Origin of the sequence: Flavobacterium ardleyense (assembly GCF_033547075.1) — a bacterium.
Classification (GTDB): Bacteria; Bacteroidota; Bacteroidia; order Flavobacteriales; family Flavobacteriaceae; genus Flavobacterium; species Flavobacterium ardleyense_A.
Map to the genome: position 1 here is coordinate 1,466,271 of NZ_CP137891.1, position 18,495 is coordinate 1,484,765.

The window sequence follows — 18,495 nt, forward strand, 5'->3', positions numbered from 1 at the left end:
CTTGGCTATGAAATTACTAATCATCACTCATGTTATCCACGGAAAAGAGAAAAGTTATTTTGGATATAGTCCATATATTCGAGAAATGAATATATGGACAAAATTTGCACAACAAGTTGTAGTTGTAGCTCCATTTCAAGCTTTAGTAAAATCTACCATTGATCTTAAATATAGTCATCAAAATTTAATTTGTAGAAGAGTAGAGTCAATCAATTTTCAAACATTTACCAATTCTTTTAGGTCGCTTCTAAAGTTGCCTAAGATATTTTATATGATTTGCAAAGAGATAGAATCTGCAGATCATATACATCTTCGATGCCCCGGAAATATTGGCCTGCTAGGCTGCATTGCACAAATTTTTTTTCCTTCCAAAAAAAAATCAGCCAAGTACGCTGGAAATTGGGATCCGAAGTCAAAACAACCTTTAAGTTATAAATTGCAGAAATGGATTTTGTCTAATACATTTTTAACTAAGAATATGACTGTACTGGTTTATGGAAAATGGCCTAATCAGACAAAAAATATAAAATCATTTTTCACTGCTTCCTATTTTGACTCTGATAAGCTGGAAATTAGAACAAAATCATTGCAGAATGAAGTACAATTTCTCTTCGTTGGAAGCTTATCTTCGGGGAAACGACCCTTATATGCAATAAAAATTGTAGAAGAATTACAAAGGAGAGGAAAAACTGTTAGTTTAGATATTTATGGAGAAGGTGAGCAGCGTATTATTTTAGAACAATATATTGAGACACGGAATATTCCACATATTAGATTACACGGAAATCAGGAGGAACATATCATTCGTGATGTTTACAAAAGTGCTCATTTTTTAATTTTACCATCCAAAAGTGAAGGTTGGCCAAAGGTCGTTGCGGAAGCAATGTTTTGGAAATGCCTTCCTATCGCAAGTCCAGTTTCATGCGTTCCTTTTATGCTAAATTTTGGTCGACGTGGAATTTTACTAGAAATGCAGTTCGAAAAAGATGTGGCAGAAATTCTTAAAATATTGGATCAACAGGATGAGTATGTTATGAGGGTCAATGATGGAATGATTTGGTCGCGAAAATTTACCTTAGATCTCTTTAAAAATGAGGTCCATGAAATAGTGAAAGGATGAGAATTTTGCAACTTATAGATTCATTAGAAGCTGGAGGAGCTGAGCGCATGGCCATTAATTATGCGAATGCTTTATCGGAGAAGATAGCTTTTTCAGCTTTGGTCGCAACTCGCAAAGAAGGTGTATTAAAAGCTACTGTAGGAAATCAAGTAGATTATTTATTTTTAAAAAAAGAAAGTACGCTCGATTTACGCGCACTAAGAAAATTACTTATTTATTGTAAGTCTAATAATATAGAAATTATACATGCGCACAGCACTTCTGTCTTCTTAGCAGTGTTGGTCAAAATTTTAAAACCTTCGTTAAAAATTGTATGGCATGATCATTACGGAAATAGTGAGTTTCTTGTAGATCGATCAACCCTTTCGTTGAAAATAATTTTAAAATTTTGCGATGGTGCAATTTCGGTGAACTCAATTTTGCTCGAATGGATTCAGAAAGAATTAAACTTTAAAAATTCGATATATCTACCAAATTTTGTTCTTGAACAAAACTACGAAAAGCCAATTACCACCTTAAAGGGACAATCCGGGAAGCGAATTGTTTGTTTGGCAAATTTGCGAGAGCAGAAGAATCATATTTTATTAATCGAAGTTGCAAAAAAACTCAAAGAGAATTTTCCAAACTGGTCTTTTCACTTTATAGGTAAAGATTTTCAGGACGAAATATCTGAATCGGTTAGAAATTTAATTACTGCAAAAGAATTAGAAGAATATGTATTTTTGTACGACAGCTGCTCCGATGTACAATCTGTCTTGAAGCAAGCGAACATTGGTGTTTTAAGTTCGAAATCTGAAGGTCTGCCTGTTGCATTATTAGAATATGGACTTGCAGGTCTGGGTGTTGTTGTTACAGATGTTGGCGAAATTTCCAAAGTTATCAGTACAAATCTGAATGGAATTTTAGTGAGGTCTAGCAATGTTGATGATTTTTGCCAAGCTTTAACAATATTAATTTCTGATCAAGAAAAAAGAGATAGGATGGGATTTGAACTTACGAAAACGGTAAAAGCCAAGTACACCAAAGATGCAGTTTTAAATAGCTATTTAAACTGGATTCGAAGATGCTAAAATTTAATTCTAATGCTCGAAATTACCTAAGCATTATTTTGTTCCATGCTTTTTTAGGGCTGTTATTTTTTATTTTTCCTTTTTTTGCAAAAGTGTATTGTGCTGCAATTCTGGTAGTAGGCGCCTATTTTATAATAAAAAATAAGAACCGGAATGAAGAGGCGTTGTATGCAGCTGCTTATATTGTAGGGGCAGAAGTGTTGCTTAGAATGACTGGTGGTAATTTGCTCTACGAAATTGGAAAATATGGAGTAATAATCTTTATAGTTCTCGGAATGTTTTTTAAAGGATTTTCCAAAAATGCAGTTGCCTACTGGTTCTATTTGGTTTTACTGATTCCTGGAGTTGTTATAGCTATTACAGATTTGGATTATAATGAGGATTTACGAAAATCGATCACCTTTAATATTTCTGGTCCACTTGCTCTTGGGATTGCTGCCCTTTATACCTATCAGCGTAAAATTTCGTCCAAGCAGATTGATGATTTATTGTTAGCAATAGGATTGCCGATCATAAGTTGTGCAACTTACCTTTTTTTTTATGTTCCCGATGTACAAGATGTAATTACAAGTACGCAATCAAATTTTGAAATGTCCGGAGGTTTTGGTCCTAATCAAGTGGCGACGATTCTAGGTTTAGGCGTATTTATTTATTTTTCAAGAATGTTGTTTTGCTCCACAAATAGTTTAATTCTGTTAATAAATCTATTAATTGCATTGATGCTGGCTTTTAGAGGGTTAGTAACTTTTTCTAGGGGAGGAATGATTACTGGATTGGTAATGCTATTAATATTATTACTATTTACTTCCCTCAGAATTAATAGGGGTGGAAAATTAAAAGTCAGTATATTTTTACTCTTTATAAGTATTTCTTTACTTGGGGTTTTTACTTATTCGTCAATAAAAACTAGTGGTCTTATTACCAATCGGTACGCAAATCAGGACGCGCTAGGTAGGGTTAAAGAATCACAGTTTTCTGGACGTGAAGAAATAATAAAATCTGAAATTGGATTTTTTATGCGATCTCCCATCTTTGGAGTTGGAGTTGCAATGGGAGCGAAACTTCGAAATGAGGCTAGCGGACTTACCATACTTTCTCACAACGAGATTACCCGAATGCTGGCCGAGCACGGATCATTGGGGATTTTGGCGTTGTTTATTTTGCTTTTTACACCTGTTGTTCTATATTTAGATAATTCAAACAATCTTTATTTATTTTGCTTTCTTGCCTTTTGGCTGCTCACGATTAATCACGCCGCAATGAGACTCGCGGCGCCTGGTTTTATTTATGCTCTCGCACTTCTTAAAGTTATTCGTCCCGATGAAAAAAATCCTTTACCTAGGAAACAAATTAGAGACAAAAGGTAGATCTGCTTCTACCATAGATACTCTTGGACCGTTGCTGGAGGTTGAAGGCTATAAAGTTCGGTATGCTTCTGAGAAGTTAAATATTGTCCTGCGTTTTTGCAGTATGATAAATGCCGTTTTAAGGTACGCGAAAAAATCAGATTTTATCCTTATCGATACCTATAGCACGCTCAATTTCTATTACGCTTTTTTCTGTTCGCAAATTTGTAGAATTTTAAAAGTAAAATATATTCCGCTCTTACACGGTGGCGATTTGCCGTTGCGGCTGAAGAAATCTCCCAAGCTCTCGAGCATGATTTTTAATCATTCCTATCGAAATATCGCACCTTCAGAATTTCTTAAATATAAATTTGAACAAAGTGGTTTTACCAATATTCAAATAATTCCAAATTCGATTGTATTAGAAAATTTTCCTTTTTTAGAACGGGAGCAAATGAGTCCAAAATTGCTATGGGTACGCGCATTAGCTGAAATTTATAATCCAATCATGGCGTTGGAAGTACTGCAAAAAATTCAGCAAGCACATCCCAACGCTTCTTTGACTATGGTGGGTCCGGACAAAGAAAATATGTTGGCAAACCTTCAAGATTTCGCGCTAAGCGCAAAACTAAACGTGAATTTTTACGGGAAATTATCTAGATCTGAGTGGGGTGAGATTTCAAAATCGCATTCTATTTTTCTAAATACTTCGTCTTTTGATAATTTGCCGGTAAGTTTATTAGAAGCAGCGTCTTTAGGACTAGTTATTGTAAGCACCAATGCGGGCGGAATTCCGCATATTTTTGAAGATCAAACCAATTCGTTACTCTCTCCTATAAATGATTCAGCAACAATGTCAGCCAATATCACAAATTTACTGCAGGATGAAGTTCTTCAGAATAAATTAGTTGCAAATGCCCACCTGCTATCTGCAAAATTTGATTGGTCATTAATAAAGGAGCAATGGAGGGATGTTTTGAATTCTTAATTATCTCATTAACAAAATTTTATTATATTTAATACATATTTCTTTAATAGTTTATGCCAAATACGAATCGAAATAGCAAAATTCACTTTGAAATTTCAGAACGTCGAGTTTTGCTCCGGCTGATTGATATCATTTCTGTAGCTGCAGCAATGATCTTACTAGGTCAAATTTTTCACATTGAATATTTCAACAAAATATACAATAGTTGGACTTACGGACTTGTTTTGGTTTTATACTTATCAGCAATAGGATCTATTTTTGAAATCTATAATTTGCAAATTGCGAGTAATCAATTTCAATCCATTAAAAATGTACTGTTAACGAGTTCGCTCACCGTGCTTTTTTATATACTTACACCTTTATACACACCAGATTTGCCCAATAAGCGAGTCGAAATTTTATTTTTTTACCTAGCAGTTGTAGTTCCAATATTTGTCTGGCGAATGATTTACGTACGTTATTTTGCAGCAAATCGTTTTAAGAAAAACGCCATCTTAGTTGCCGAAAGTAAGGATTGCCAGAAATTGGTGAAAGATTTAGGTCTCAATGATCCTCACTACACTGTTGTAGGATATGTAAATATTAATAAAGCAACGTATGAATCTGAGGATTCTCCTAATTTAAAAAAAGTAAATTCAGAAAATGTTGAAAAATTTGTGGTCGAAAATAATGTCTCCGATATCATTATCGCCACCAAAGAAACTTCTGAAATATCAATCAATATCTATAATCAGCTGATAAAGTTGTTGGAAAGTGGTTATAATATCAAAGAATATTCGCACTTGTACGAGCAGCTAAATCAGCGAATGCCTGTGCAATATTTAGAAAAAGATTTCTTTAAATATTTTCCATTTAGTAGAAGTAATCAAAACCGACTTTACCAGTTTTCGGCAAGAGCGATCGATATATTATTTTCGATTGCAGGACTTATCGTTATGATTGTCTTAATTCCAATTATCGTCATTATTAATTTGGTTGCCAATAACGGAAAACTCTTTTATACACAGCAACGAGTAGGTTTAAATGGCGAAAATTTTAAGATTTTCAAATTTCGAACCATGACCAAAAACTCTGAAAAAGATGGCGCTGTATTTTCTACAGTGAATGATATTAGGGTGACGCCTTTCGGCAAATTTATGCGAAAGACGAGAATTGACGAATTTCCACAGTTTATTAATATTTTAAAAGGCGAAATGAGTCTCATTGGTCCTCGACCGGAACGTCCGATTTTTGTAGATCAAATTGCTCAAAATATGCCGTTTTACACCACAAGGCACGTAATTAAACCTGGCTTGACGGGTTGGGCACAAGTTAATTATCCGTACGGTGAAACTCTTGAACACAGTTTGATAAAGCTTCAATATGACTTGTATTATATCAAACATCGAAATATTTTTATGGATATTGATATTATGGTAAAAACCCTTAGTACGGTACTTTTTTACCGAGGGCAATAAGAAGTTGGGTGTGGACTAATTCTAAAATCCAAGGCTTTTTAGTTAAGCCCATTCTCAAAACTATTATTACTATGGTCACAAATAGTGGCAGCACAATCCAAAAGTGAATTTTGTTGAGCATCAGAATAAAATAGAGTGCAAAGCATGCCGAAAGAAGGTAAGTCAATTTCTTGAGCAGTTCCGTTTTTTTATTTAGCGAAAGCGCTACAAAAAGCAGTAATAATGGATTCAGCAAAAGTGCATTGTAGTTGTAAGCAAGTTCGCCATGCAAAGACCAAAACCCTGCTACCACAAAGAATAACCCTATAAATCCGATCAAGGTTAAAAAGGTTAGGGAAATAATTTTTTTGTTCAAAATCAAAATTGCCAATAAAACTCCTAGATATACAACCCAATTATTCCACCACGAGAAGGGCGGTTTCTGGTTTGGTTGGGCTAAAATAACCTCGGCTTTTTCGGCCAAAGGTTTTCCGCTAATTTTAGTAGTGCCAAGACTTTGTAGCAATTCAATTGGAAGAAATAACAAAGTTGCTTGCTGATCTACTTTTGTTCCAAATATGATGGAAGTTCCTAATTTTTCAAAAAAATGACCCTCAAAAAAAGGAAAAAGTGTTTCGCGATATGTAAAGTTGAGGTTTTCTCTTTTACTAATTACATTACTGCCAAGGATATTATTGAGAAGATCTACTGCCATATTCGTGCAGTTTTTGTCGATAAATTTGTAAGTGTAGGTTCCTTCGTTAGAAACTAAGACTCGGCTGAGCTCATCAAATAAGGATTGTTTTTGAGCATCGGTCATATGAAGCTCTTGCTCCACAATTGCGCGTTGTTCATACTTGTATTGCAAAACAAAGTCGGAAAAAGCTTCTGATGTGGCGAAATATTGCAAATCACCTTTGGCAAATTTCCCTACAAAATTTGGTGTGGCAAAGTCAAAAGCGCCGTAATTATAAACGATGTCAAGATTTGTCGCTTGGTCCGTGATTCTGATCGCGGTATGGCCAAAGAGCGCATAAACTTCATTTCCAGTGCCACAAGTAAGAACGCTTACACGAGCATTCTTGGAGAGTTCTTCGGCCTGAAATTGTGGTAAACTAAATAGAGATAGTAGTATAAAAAGTAGAAACTGACTGCCGCAAATTTTCATAATGCTGTTGCTAAAAATAGATTATCTAAAAATTCCCAAGTCAACTTTGAGTGAAAAGACATTAGAATACAGGGCTGCACTTTGATCTCCCAAATCGGTCAGGGCATAATCAACTTCGATGCCTTTGTATTTGAAACCAAGTCCAATATTTGGTTGGAAACCAACTTTATCGCTGCCGTCAATTTGCGAAATATTTTGAAAATTTCCAACTCCTGCACGAAGGTAAACCAAATCAATATACCCAAATTCAACACCTACTGCGGGATCTATACTCACAACGTCGCTTGAAATAATATCGTTGGTTCTTGCAAACCGCATATTTAAATTGGCTGCAGCCAAAATGCTATAGTCATATCTAATTACGAATTTTTTTGCCACTCCCAATTGTGCTTTTGGTAAAGTAATTTCGGTCGATTCTGGCAATTCTTGATTCTGACCAGGTATTGCCGCCTGAATTTTCGCAAATTCTTCTTCATCGATATTCCAAATATTATAAGTGGTGGTAATATCTCGAAGCATCAAACCTACTTGCCAGTCATTTTTTTCGAATTGCAAACCAATATCAAAACCAACTCCCCAAGAATTGGCAAATTTTCCAATTACTCGGCGAATAACTTTGGCATTTACTCCATATTGAAATCCTGGAACTTGTAATTTTCGAGCGTACGAAAACGTAAAACCATAATCGGCGGCAGAGAATAGGCTGATTCGGTTGTAATCTATATTTCCGTTCTGATCAATAAGTTCGGTGGTATTAAGAATATCATCAACGCCAAAGCGAATTATCGAAATCCCAAAAGCCGAGCGATCGTCAATCGGTTTAGCGTAAGCGATATAATCATACTGAGCGATGTTGGCAAAATAACTAGCGTGCATCAAGGCAACTTGTCCATCCTCCAAGCCTATGAGTCCGGCTGGATTCCAGTAGCCAGAAGTTACATCATTTGTACTTGCAGTAACTGCATTTGACATTCCCAAAGCTGCTGCATCTACACCAATATTCATAAATTCATTCGAATATTTCCGTACTGCCTGTGCCGAAGAAATCGCAGTAGTTAACAGAAGCAGGAAGAGATAGTTATATTTCAAAGTTTTATTTTTTGTTGAAAATTTGAAGTGGCAAAAATAGTATTTTTAAACGGGGTTCAAATCAAAAGCAGCGGTCTTTTGGCGAAAGCCCTAAAATCATTATAAAAAACGCAGTTGTCTTAGAGTTATTGTACTAAATTTGCGAGGAAACATTTCAAAAATTATCGAATATGAATATTAAAGCTCAAGTTCCAAATACTATTACATTGCTCAACCTTTTGTCAGGCTGTATTGCTCTAGTATATGCAACAAATGCCAACTATGAAATGGCTTTTATTTGGGTTTGCATCGGAATATTCTTAGATTTTTTTGACGGATTTTTCGCCCGCCTTTTCAATGTATCTAGTCCACTCGGTTTGCAACTCGACTCATTAGCAGATATGGTGACAAGTGGCGTGGCTCCTGGCTATGTAATGTTTAGAATGATTAACGAAAATATGAGTTTGCCGTTTGAATATTTTGCATTTGCTGGATTTTTAATAACCCTTGGATCTTGTTATAGATTAGCGAATTTTAATATTGACGAAAGACAAACCGAGTCTTTTATTGGACTTCCAACCCCGGCAAATGCACTTTTTATTTTGAGTTTACCGCTGGTTTTAAAATATACAGATTCATTAATTTTACTCGAAATCCTGATCAACCCTTACATCCTTTTGGGAATTTGTTTGTTGAGCGCGTATATCTTAAATGCCGAAATTCCGTTGTTTAGTTTGAAGATCAAAAAGAATTTTAATTGGGCAGCAAATAAATTACAACTCTCATTTCTAGTTATTTCAGTAGTACTTTTAGCACTATTTCAATACGCTGGAATCCCATTAGTTATTATCTTCTACGTGATTCTTTCTATCATCAACAACAGATTTTTCGCAAAAGCGTCGCTCTAAAATTCTAACTTTTTCTTACGAAGTTCAAAATTCTGACCCAAATAAACGCGTCTTACCATTTCGTCCTCAACGAGTTCTTCTGGAACACCCGCTTTCAAGATTCCACCTTCAAACATTAGGTAGGTTTTGTCGGTGATGGCCAAAGTTTCTTGTACATTATGATCAGTAATTAAAATACCGATATTTTTATTTTTTAGCTGAGCCACAATTCGCTGAATATCTTCTACTGCCACAGGATCGACACCCGCAAATGGTTCGTCAAGCAAGATAAATTTAGGATCGGTGGCAAGGCAACGTGCAATTTCTGTACGTCTGCGTTCTCCACCAGAAAGCAAATCACCACGATTGGTTCGGATATGCTCAAGGCTAAATTCAGAAATTAAAGTCTCCATTTTAGCAATTTGCTCTTCTTTGCTAAGTTTGGTGAGTTGAAGTACGCTTAAAATATTGTCTTCGATACTAAGCTTTCTAAAAACCGACGCTTCTTGGGCTAGATAACCAATGCCATGTTGGGCACGTTTGTACATCGGGTCGTGGGTAATATCCTTGTCATCGAGAAAAATATTGCCGCTGTTGGGCTTTACAAGACCCACAATCATATAGAAAGATGTAGTTTTTCCAGCACCATTTGGCCCTAACAATCCTACGATTTCACCTTGATTTACCTCCACCGAAATGCCTTTTACAACACTTCGACCTTTATAGGTTTTTACTAAATTTTCTGCTCTTAGAATCATATTTTGGGCATTTAAATCGCTTTCGCTAAATGAGACTTGTGCTGCAAAGAAACTGATAAATTAAAAATTTCGCTGCAGCCTTAACAGTACTTTATTGCTGATCGTTTTCTTCTAAAGCATCCCAAAATTCATAGGCGCGTCGCAAATGAGGAATTACGATTGTGCCTCCAACAAGCGTTGCGATACCGAGAGCTTCCATTACTTCAACTTTGGTTAGTCCTTGTTTATGCGCGGTCTCGAGGTGATAGGCAATGCAATCGTCGCAACGTAAAACTGCCGAAGCTACGAGGCCTAGCAATTCTTTGGTTTTTACATCAAGCGCGCCAGCCATATAAGCGTTTGTATCTAAGTTGAAAATTCTTTTGATGATTTTGTTTCCATCATCATTTAGAATTTTCTCATTCATCTGAGTTCTATAATTATTGAATTCTTGTACTTTGTTTGGCATCTTTAAGTTGATTTCGTACGACAGCAGCAGCTATAAATATACTTGCTTCGTAAATTAATAATATTGGAATAGAAACTATAATCTGACTAATAACGTCTGGAGGAGTTACAATAGCAGCTACCAAAAGAATGATAATAATTGCATATTTCCTGTATTTGCGTAAAAATTCGTCTGTAACCAGTCCTAATTTTGCAAGGAAATAAATCACAATCGGCAATTCAAATAATAAACCAGTGGCCAAAACCGACGTTTTAATCATTCCCATATAGGAAGAAAGATTAAACTCGTTTTTAATCACATCACTTATTGTAAATGTTGCAAAGAAATTGACCGATAACGGAACGATAATAAAATAGCCAAATAACACTCCAACAAAGAATAAGATGGAGGAAATAAAGATAAACAATTTCGCATTTTTCTTCTCGTTGTCATAGAGCGCAGGACTAACAAAACTCCACACTAAATATAAGATGTAGGGAAAAGCAAGGATAAAACCAGCCGTAATACAGGTCCAGATTAACATAGAAATCTGTCCTTCCATATCAGTATTTTGAATCACAAAGGGGAATTCTTCCACACAAAGTCCGTCTACTCCAAAAAACTGTGATACCTGACAAAACAGTCTGTAGGTAATAAATTGTGGATCAACTGGCCCGAAGATAATTTGATCAAAGATAAAGTCACTGACAAAAAATGTTGCCGATGCCATAACCAAAATTCCTATCGAACTGCGAACAAGCAGCCACCTTAATTCTTCAAGATGATCCAAAAAACTCATCTTGTCCTTATTTACTTTTTTTGCCATTAGATGAGTCCTTCTTTAAGTATATCGTGCAAATGTAGCACTCCTTTGTATTGTTCATTATCCAAGACAAGCAGTTGCGTGATGGCGTTATCCTCCAAGATATTTAGAGCTGTAACTGCCATATCTGATGCTTGAAGAGTTTTTGGATTGCTAGTCATAATGTCTTTGGCGCTCAAATCTGCAAATGTATCCCGGTCATTCAGCATCCTTCTTATATCACCGTCGGTAATAATTCCCACTAGTTTTCCATTCTCTATAACTGCAGTTACGCCTAAACGCTTCTCAGAGATTTCGAAAATGACTTTTTTTATACTATCATTTGGAGAAACCATCGGTTTTTGTGCTCCTTCGAGCATATCAGATACTTTTAACAATAATTTTTTACCCAATGCACCTCCCGGATGATATTTGGCAAAATCGGTGGCTTTAAAATCTTTCATTTCCATAAGGCAGATCGCTAGCGCATCGCCCATCACGAGTTGAGCGGTTGTGCTATTAGTCGGGGCTAAATTATTTGGACAAGCCTCTGCATCAACTGTAGTATTAAGGATAAAATCGGATGTTTTTGCAAGAAAAGAATTTATATTTCCAGTCATTGCAATCAAGGTGTTTCCAAAGATTTTAATTATAGGTGCAAGTGCTTTGATTTCTGGACTGTTTCCGCTTTTGGAAATGCAAATAATAACATCTCCAGGTTGTACCATTCCAAGATCGCCATGAATTGCTTCGGAGGCATGAAGAAATATTGAAGGTGTTCCAGTCGAATTCATTGTTGCCACGATTTTCTGAGCAATTATCGCACTTTTGCCGATTCCAGTAACAATTAATCTTCCTTTGCAGTTGTAAATAGCCTGAACGCTATCAACGAAATCTTGATCTAGTAAATCTGCTAATTTCTTAATAGATTCGCCCTCAGAATATATGGCTTTTTTGGCAGCGCCGATTATGTTTTCTTTAGTTATCAATGCAGAATTATTTATAAATTTGTTGGAGTAAAAGAAAATAGCTATATTTATCTGTTGCAAATTTATACAAAATTACCATTAACACAGAATGAATTCAACCCAAATTGACATCTTCAGAGAATTAAAAAAACATTTTGGCTTCTCCCAATTCAAGGGATTACAAGAGGCTGTAATAAATAGTTTACTTGCTAGAAATAACACTTTTGTTATAATGCCTACGGGCGGTGGGAAATCGCTGTGTTATCAGCTTCCTGCTTTGATGCTTGGAGGTACAGCAATAGTTGTGTCGCCCTTAATTGCATTGATGAAAAATCAGGTAGACGCTATTCGTAGCTTATCGCCCGATGCTGGAATCGCCCACGTTTTAAACTCTTCATTGACCAAAACTGAAATTGCTCAGGTAAAAGCCGATATAACTTCAGGGCTGACCAAACTTCTCTATGTGGCACCAGAATCGCTCTCAAAAGAAGAATATGTTCAATTTCTTAAAACAGTGCCCATATCATTTGTTGCCATCGACGAAGCGCATTGCATATCTGAATGGGGACATGATTTTAGACCAGAATATCGCAATCTAAAACATATTATAAAACAATTAGGCGACGTGCCAATTATTGGATTAACCGCTACTGCAACTCCAAAAGTGCAGGAAGATATCTTGAAGAATCTTGATATGGTTGATGCAACTACCTTTAAAGCTTCCTTTAATAGACCTAATTTATTTTATGAAGTACGCCCAAAAACTAAAAATATCGAGTCGGATATTATTCGATTTATAAAACAACGCAAAGGCAAATCTGGGATTATTTACTGCTTAAGTCGTAAAAAAGTTGAAGAAATTGCCCATGTCTTGCAGGTAAATGGCATTAGCGCCGTTCCGTATCACGCAGGATTAGATGCAAAGACGCGTGCGCGCCACCAAGATATGTTTTTGATGGAAGATGTAGATGTGGTGGTGGCAACAATTGCCTTTGGGATGGGGATTGACAAGCCAGATGTACGTTTTGTAATTCATCATGATATTCCAAAATCGCTCGAAAGTTATTACCAAGAGACAGGTAGAGGTGGTCGTGATGGAGGAGAAGGGCATTGCATTGCTTATTATTCTTATAAGGATGTTGAAAAGTTAGAAAAGTTCCTTTCGGGAAAACCTATTGCCGAGCAGGAAATTGGATTTGCGCTGCTGCAAGAAGTGGTGGCTTACGCCGAAACATCTATGTCTAGACGTAAATTTTTACTTCATTACTTTGGTGAATCTTTTGACTCAGAAACGGGAGAAGGTGCAGATATGGACGACAATGTTCGCAATCCAAAAGCAAAAGTTGAAGCTAAAGACAACGTCAAAAAGCTTTTAGAAATAGTAAAAGCAACCAAACATTTATATAAATCCAAAGGAATTGTCTTTACACTAATAGGACGTGTCAATGCGACTATAAAAGCACACCGCACCGATGTTCAACCTTATTTTGGAATTGGGAAAGATCAAGACGAGCGCTACTGGATGGCGTTATTGAGACAGGTTTTGGTTGCAGGTTACCTATCTAAGGATATTGAAACTTACGGAATTGTAAAAATAACCAAAAAGGGTCTTGATTTTATCGAAAGCCCACATTCATTTATGATGTCTGAAGATCATGAATATAGTGATAGCGGAGATGAAGCCATTGTAACTGCTGCCAAAGGTGGCGGTGTGATTGATGAGCAATTAATGCTATTGCTAAAGGACTTACGAAAAAAAGTTGCAAAAAAGTTCGGTGTTCCTCCATTTGTAGTATTTCAAGATCCATCACTTGAGGATATGGCTTTAAAATACCCAATAAGTGTCGAAGAAATTGCAAATGTTCACGGAGTAGGTGAGGGTAAAGCCAAGAAATATGGGACAGATTTTGCCGCTCTGATCAGAAGTTATGTCGATGAAAATGACATCAGCAGGCCTGACGATCTTGTGGTTCGCTCTACAGGAGTAAATTCTATAAACAAACTGTATATTATTCAGAATATAGATAGGAAATTATCATTAGACGATATTGCTTCGGCCAAGAAGATGAATATGGATGCTCTTATCAAAGAAATGGAGCAGATCGTTTATTCAGGGACCAAACTCAATATCAAATATTGGATTGACGAGATGCTTGATGATGAGCAACAGCAAGAAATACACGATTATTTTATGGAGTCGCAATCGGATAATATCGAAGAAGCTCTAAAAGAATTTGACGGAGATTTTGATACTTTAGAACTGCGCTTAATGCGAATTAAATTTATAAGTGAAGTGGCAAACTAGTAATTAGTAGTTGCTTTGTGCTGATACATTAAATTTAAGATAATGCGAATTTTTACTTAGACAAATCTAATTAAAACGTTGCGTAGCAGAGGAATTACATTTACTATAAAACGCAAAATCTACGCAGATAGGTGAGTTTCTATTAGCCATAAACCTCGCCTCTGTGCGGCTTTAGAGCATCACGAACTGCTATCATATTTTCTTCGGTGACCACCATAAAAGCAATAGCATACATATCATTCAAGATTTCAAATCCTGTGATATTCAGCTCTAATTTTTCGGAAGCTATATATTCCTTTAAATGCACTTCGTGATGTTCGGCAATTTTCGCTGCAGTTGATCCTCTAAAATCCCAAATTAATTTTATTTTTCTAGACATTGTAGTAAAGTATAGTGCAAAAATAAGTTTATTAAATTTTTAAAAACAATTTTATGAAAATAGTTGCTGCTTTTCTACTATTTATGTCGGTATCGGCATCTGCACAAGTCTTGTCTCTCGATCAAGCCAACCATTTGGCATCACTTCCGCTAAAATGTCTGCAGCAGGAATATCCTAATAAATTGAGTCAGCTACTTATTGATAGTACCGAGATCCAGTCGCCTAAGAAATTACATCCCGCATTTTACGGCTGTTTTGATTGGCATTCGTCCGTTCATGGTCATTGGAGTCTAGTACATCTGCTTAGTAAATTTCCAAATTTGGAAAATAGGACCGAAATAATTCAAAAGCTGAAAGTCAATTTATCTAAGGAAAACCTTGATCAAGAAATTATGTACGTTTCTAAGAATCATGAAAAATCCTTTGAAAGAATGTACGGCTGGACGTGGATTTTAAAACTTCAATTAGAATTAGAATCTTCCAATGATGATTATGCAAAGGAGCTAGCTCAAAATTTAAAACCACTTACAAATTTATTTATCGAAAGATACACTGAATTTTTGCCAAAATTACTGTATCCGGTGCGCGTAGGTACGCACAGCAGCACAGCTTTTGGACTTACTATGGCGTGGGATTATGCCGAATTTTCTAAGAACGAAGCCTTCAAAAAAGTTTTAAGTGATAATGCCAAACGATTATTTCTTACAGACCAAGATTGTCCGATGAGCTGGGAGCCTAGCGGTACCGATTTCTTATCGCCTTGTATGGAAGAAATGGCAGTAATGCAACGAATTTTGCCGAAAGGCGAATTTCTAAAATGGCTAAAGAAATTTACACCTCAATTATTTTCTAAAAAATTTACATGGGAAGTTGCCAAAGTTTCGGACCGAACCGATGGGCATTTGGTGCATCTCGACGGTTTGAATTTTAGCCGCGCTTGGAACTTTTACCATCTGGTACAACAATATCCAAAAGAGTTCTCGCACCTTAAAAAAGTAGCCGATTACCACCTCGAATTTTCGTTGCCATCAGTGGTTGACGGCAATTATGAGGGAGAACATTGGTTGGCATCCTTCGCTTTGCGCGCTTTTGAAGAGAAAAGTAAAATCTAATAACTATTTTTGTCAAAATTTTGATATGCCACAAGAACTTCTTTTACAGGTAACCCCCGAGATTGCTGCTACTGACGAACTATTACGAAACACCGTAAGCAAGCAGCTGCGCATTAGCCTTTCGGATATTGCCAAAATTATAATTCTAAAAAAATCAGTGGATGCTAGACAGAAATCGATCAAAATTAATCTTAAGCTTCGAGTATATCTTGTTGGCGAAGATATAAATGAAGAAGAATTTCAGCTTCCCATTTACAAAGATGTAAGTGAGGCTCAAGAAGTTTTGGTAATAGGAGCAGGGCCCGCGGGATTATTTGCAGCTTTGCAATTGATAGAACTTGGATTAAAACCAATTGTTATTGAGCGCGGAAAAGATGTTCGTGCTAGACGACGTGACCTAAAAGCGTTGAACATCGAACATATCGTAGACGAAGATTCTAATTATTGCTTCGGTGAAGGTGGTGCAGGAACTTATTCTGACGGAAAACTTTATACAAGGTCCAAGAAAAGAGGTGATGTTGATAGAATTTTAAAGCTATTTGTTGCCTTTGGTGCACCCGACGATATTCTTGTCGACGCACATCCGCATATTGGAACCAATAAGCTTCCAAAAATCATTGCCGATATCCGCGAGAAAATCATTGAGTACGGTGGCGTTGTACTATTTGAAACCCGTGTTGTGGATATTCTCGTAAAAAACAATGAGATTCAGGGTGTTAAAATTCAGGATGGAAGTAGCATTAAAGCTTCAAAACTGATCCTTGCCACAGGACATTCGGCAAGAGATATTTATGAATTATTAGATAGAAAGCAAATTTTTATCGAGGCCAAACCGTTCGCGTTGGGCGTGCGAGCAGAACATCCACAGGAATTAATTGATAGCATACAGTACAATTGTGATTTTAGAGGTGACTATTTGCCACCCGCCCCGTATACGATTGTCAAGCAAATTAATGGTCGTGGAATGTACTCCTTTTGTATGTGCCCCGGAGGTGTCATTGCACCTTGCGCAACTAGTCCCGGCGAAGTCGTCACTAATGGATGGTCGCCCTCAAGACGTGATCAGCCAACGGCAAATTCTGGAATTGTGGTCGAACTAACTTTGGAAGATTACAAACCATTTCAAAAGTATGGAGCTTTGGCAGGAATGCATTTCCAAAAAAGTATAGAGCAAAGTGCTTGGGCGTTGGCTGGAAAAACTCAGAATGTACCAGCACAAAGAATGGTCGATTTTACAAATACTACTGTTTCCTCCTCAATTCCTAAAACTTCTTATGTTCCCGGGACAACTTCGGTAGAGCTTGGAGAAGTTTTTCCAGGATTTATTACTGAAGTAATGAGGCAGGGTTTTAGAGAATTTGGAAAATCAATGCGTGGATATCTTACAAATGAAGCAATTTTGCACGCTCCAGAATCTCGAACTTCCTCGCCAGTGCGCATACCTAGAGATCCTATAAGTTATGAGCATTTGCAAATTAAAGGACTTTATCCTTGTGCAGAAGGCGCGGGATATGCAGGTGGAATAATTTCGGCAGCTATTGATGGAGAGAAATGCGCTCTAAAAATTGCGGAGAGCCTAGCGGGGTAATTAAATTAAACTGTTGCCAATTTCTTAATGTTTGATGTATTGTGCTAGATTTTTGTAATTTTGAAATTGCTATATTTTACTATGAAAGAAGAAGAAGTTATTTTAGTTAATGAGAAGGATGAGCAAGTAGGAACAATGCCTAAACTTGAGGCGCATGAAAAGGCGGTACTGCACAGAGCATTTTCAATTTTTATATTAAACGATAAAAATGAAGTCATGCTGCAACAACGAGCAGCACACAAATACCACTCGCCACTGTTGTGGACCAATACATGTTGCAGTCATCAAAGAGTAGGTGAGACCAATATTGAAGCAGGAACTCGTAGATTGCAAGAAGAAATGGGTTTTGTAACCGAAATAAAGGAACTTTTTCACTTTATTTACAAGGCACCTTTTGATAATGGACTGACAGAACATGAATTAGATCATGTGATGGTTGGATATTTTAATCAGGAACCTCAAATTAATGAAGACGAAGTTGCGTCTTGGAAATGGATGACGACAGAAGACATTAAGAAAGACATCAACAATTCACCTGAACTATATACCGAATGGTTTAAAATTATTTTTCAAAAATTTGATCATTATTTAGAAGATAATAAACGGCAGTAAGCGTTTTGCGTTTCTATATTTTCAAAAAAAACAGATATCAGCTATGAAAGTTACCGTTAGTAGAAAAGCCCATTTTAACGCCGCTCATCGTCTTCATCGCGAAGATTGGTCAGATCAAAAGAACGAGCAGATTTTTGGCAAATGCAACAATCCTAACTTTCACGGTCATAACTATGATATTATGGTCAGCGTAATAGGCGAAATAGATCCAGAAACAGGATATGTTATGGATATTAAACACCTTGCAGACCTTATTGAAGAAGAAGTAGAGATTCCGTTTGATCATAAAAATCTTAATCTTGATGTGGCTGAATTTAAAAATTTAAATCCCACAGCCGAGAATATTGTCGTTGTTATATGGAATAAAATTAGAGCGAGATTAAATCCAAATCTAGAACTCGAAATTACACTGCACGAAACCGCCAGAAATTCTGTCTTTTATGCAGGGAAATAAATCTGAC

Annotated in this window: 18 protein-coding genes; 11 read left to right on the top strand and 7 right to left on the bottom strand. The window is 36.4% G+C overall.

The genetic code is table 11. The features are described from left to right. Positions 1–7 precede the first annotated feature (7 nt). Genes SBO79_RS06360 through SBO79_RS06380 form a run of 5 tightly spaced genes read left to right on the top strand, consistent with a single transcriptional unit; the run spans position 8 to position 5,981 of the window. Positions 8–1,120 (top strand): glycosyltransferase family 4 protein, encoded by a 1,113-nt coding sequence (locus SBO79_RS06360; RefSeq protein ID WP_318643183.1) that lies wholly within the window; start codon positions 8–10, stop codon positions 1,118–1,120. Then, a complete protein-coding gene (locus SBO79_RS06365) occupies positions 1,117–2,190 on the top strand; it encodes a glycosyltransferase family 4 protein (RefSeq protein ID WP_318643185.1) in 1,074 nt (357 codons plus the stop codon). Before SBO79_RS06360 ends, SBO79_RS06365 begins: the two co-directional genes overlap by 4 nt. Further along, positions 2,184–3,557, top strand: coding sequence for an O-antigen ligase family protein (locus SBO79_RS06370; protein WP_318643186.1), 1,374 nt, complete (start codon positions 2,184–2,186; stop codon positions 3,555–3,557). Before SBO79_RS06365 ends, SBO79_RS06370 begins: the two co-directional genes overlap by 7 nt. Beyond that, complete coding sequence (locus SBO79_RS06375; protein ID WP_318643188.1) at positions 3,511–4,524, top strand: glycosyltransferase family 4 protein; 1,014 nt, start codon at positions 3,511–3,513, stop codon at positions 4,522–4,524. Before SBO79_RS06370 ends, SBO79_RS06375 begins: the two co-directional genes overlap by 47 nt. A gap of 53 nt (positions 4,525–4,577) precedes the next feature. After that, entirely contained in the window at positions 4,578–5,981 is a 1,404-nt protein-coding gene (locus SBO79_RS06380; RefSeq protein WP_318643190.1) for an exopolysaccharide biosynthesis polyprenyl glycosylphosphotransferase, read from the top strand. On the opposite strand, the gene SBO79_RS06385 is transcribed toward SBO79_RS06380, so the two are convergent. Further along, positions 5,950–7,128 (bottom strand): lipoprotein N-acyltransferase Lnb domain-containing protein, encoded by a 1,179-nt coding sequence (locus SBO79_RS06385; RefSeq protein ID WP_318643192.1) that lies wholly within the window; start codon positions 7,126–7,128, stop codon positions 5,950–5,952. The two genes, SBO79_RS06380 and SBO79_RS06385, sit on opposite strands and share 32 nt — an antisense overlap. A gap of 21 nt (positions 7,129–7,149) precedes the next feature. Further along, a complete protein-coding gene (locus SBO79_RS06390) occupies positions 7,150–8,217 on the bottom strand; it encodes a putative type IX sorting system protein PorV2 (RefSeq protein WP_454771243.1) in 1,068 nt (355 codons plus the stop codon). Between the two features lie 170 nt (positions 8,218–8,387). Here SBO79_RS06390 and SBO79_RS06395 point away from each other — a divergent pair, with 170 nt between their 5' ends. Further along, on the top strand, positions 8,388–9,104 hold the full coding sequence (locus SBO79_RS06395; RefSeq protein WP_318643194.1) for a CDP-alcohol phosphatidyltransferase family protein: 717 nt from the start codon (positions 8,388–8,390) through the stop codon (positions 9,102–9,104). On the opposite strand, the gene lptB is transcribed toward SBO79_RS06395, so the two are convergent. From lptB to SBO79_RS06415, 4 genes are all read right to left on the bottom strand, one after another. Beyond that, a complete protein-coding gene (gene lptB / locus SBO79_RS06400; protein ID WP_318643195.1) occupies positions 9,101–9,841 on the bottom strand; it encodes an LPS export ABC transporter ATP-binding protein in 741 nt (246 codons plus the stop codon). The two genes, SBO79_RS06395 and lptB, sit on opposite strands and share 4 nt — an antisense overlap. Before the next feature lie 91 nt (positions 9,842–9,932). Then, positions 9,933–10,289: a carboxymuconolactone decarboxylase family protein gene (locus SBO79_RS06405; RefSeq protein WP_318643197.1), complete on the bottom strand. Its 357-nt coding sequence runs from the start codon at positions 10,287–10,289 to the stop codon at positions 9,933–9,935. Then, positions 10,261–11,094: a twin-arginine translocase subunit TatC gene (gene tatC / locus SBO79_RS06410; protein ID WP_318643199.1), complete on the bottom strand. Its 834-nt coding sequence runs from the start codon at positions 11,092–11,094 to the stop codon at positions 10,261–10,263. The genes SBO79_RS06405 and tatC overlap by 29 nt, the downstream gene beginning before the upstream one ends. Then, complete coding sequence (locus SBO79_RS06415) at positions 11,094–12,059, bottom strand: KpsF/GutQ family sugar-phosphate isomerase (protein WP_318643200.1); 966 nt, start codon at positions 12,057–12,059, stop codon at positions 11,094–11,096. The genes tatC and SBO79_RS06415 overlap by 1 nt, the downstream gene beginning before the upstream one ends. 88 nt (positions 12,060–12,147) lie before the next feature. On the opposite strand from SBO79_RS06415, the gene SBO79_RS06420 reads away from it, so the two are divergent. Beyond that, positions 12,148–14,343, top strand: a complete 2,196-nt coding sequence (locus SBO79_RS06420) for a RecQ family ATP-dependent DNA helicase (protein ID WP_318643202.1) — start codon at positions 12,148–12,150, stop codon at positions 14,341–14,343. A 142-nt stretch (positions 14,344–14,485) separates the two neighbouring features. On the opposite strand, the gene SBO79_RS06425 is transcribed toward SBO79_RS06420, so the two are convergent. Beyond that, positions 14,486–14,722 (bottom strand): hypothetical protein, encoded by a 237-nt coding sequence (locus tag SBO79_RS06425; RefSeq protein ID WP_318643204.1) that lies wholly within the window; start codon positions 14,720–14,722, stop codon positions 14,486–14,488. Between the two features lie 53 nt (positions 14,723–14,775). On the opposite strand from SBO79_RS06425, the gene SBO79_RS06430 reads away from it, so the two are divergent. The 4 genes from SBO79_RS06430 (at position 14,776) to SBO79_RS06445 (ending at position 18,488) form a co-directional block, all read left to right on the top strand. Further along, positions 14,776–15,834, top strand: a complete 1,059-nt coding sequence (locus SBO79_RS06430; RefSeq protein ID WP_318643206.1) for a DUF2891 domain-containing protein — start codon at positions 14,776–14,778, stop codon at positions 15,832–15,834. 25 nt (positions 15,835–15,859) lie between these two features. Continuing rightward, entirely contained in the window at positions 15,860–17,422 is a 1,563-nt protein-coding gene (locus tag SBO79_RS06435; protein WP_318643208.1) for an NAD(P)/FAD-dependent oxidoreductase, read from the top strand. A gap of 81 nt (positions 17,423–17,503) precedes the next feature. Further along, positions 17,504–18,034, top strand: coding sequence for an isopentenyl-diphosphate Delta-isomerase (gene idi / locus SBO79_RS06440; protein ID WP_318643456.1), 531 nt, complete (start codon positions 17,504–17,506; stop codon positions 18,032–18,034). Between the two features lie 43 nt (positions 18,035–18,077). Further along, complete coding sequence (locus tag SBO79_RS06445; RefSeq protein WP_318643209.1) at positions 18,078–18,488, top strand: 6-pyruvoyl trahydropterin synthase family protein; 411 nt, start codon at positions 18,078–18,080, stop codon at positions 18,486–18,488. The last annotated feature ends 7 nt before the right edge of the window (positions 18,489–18,495 follow it).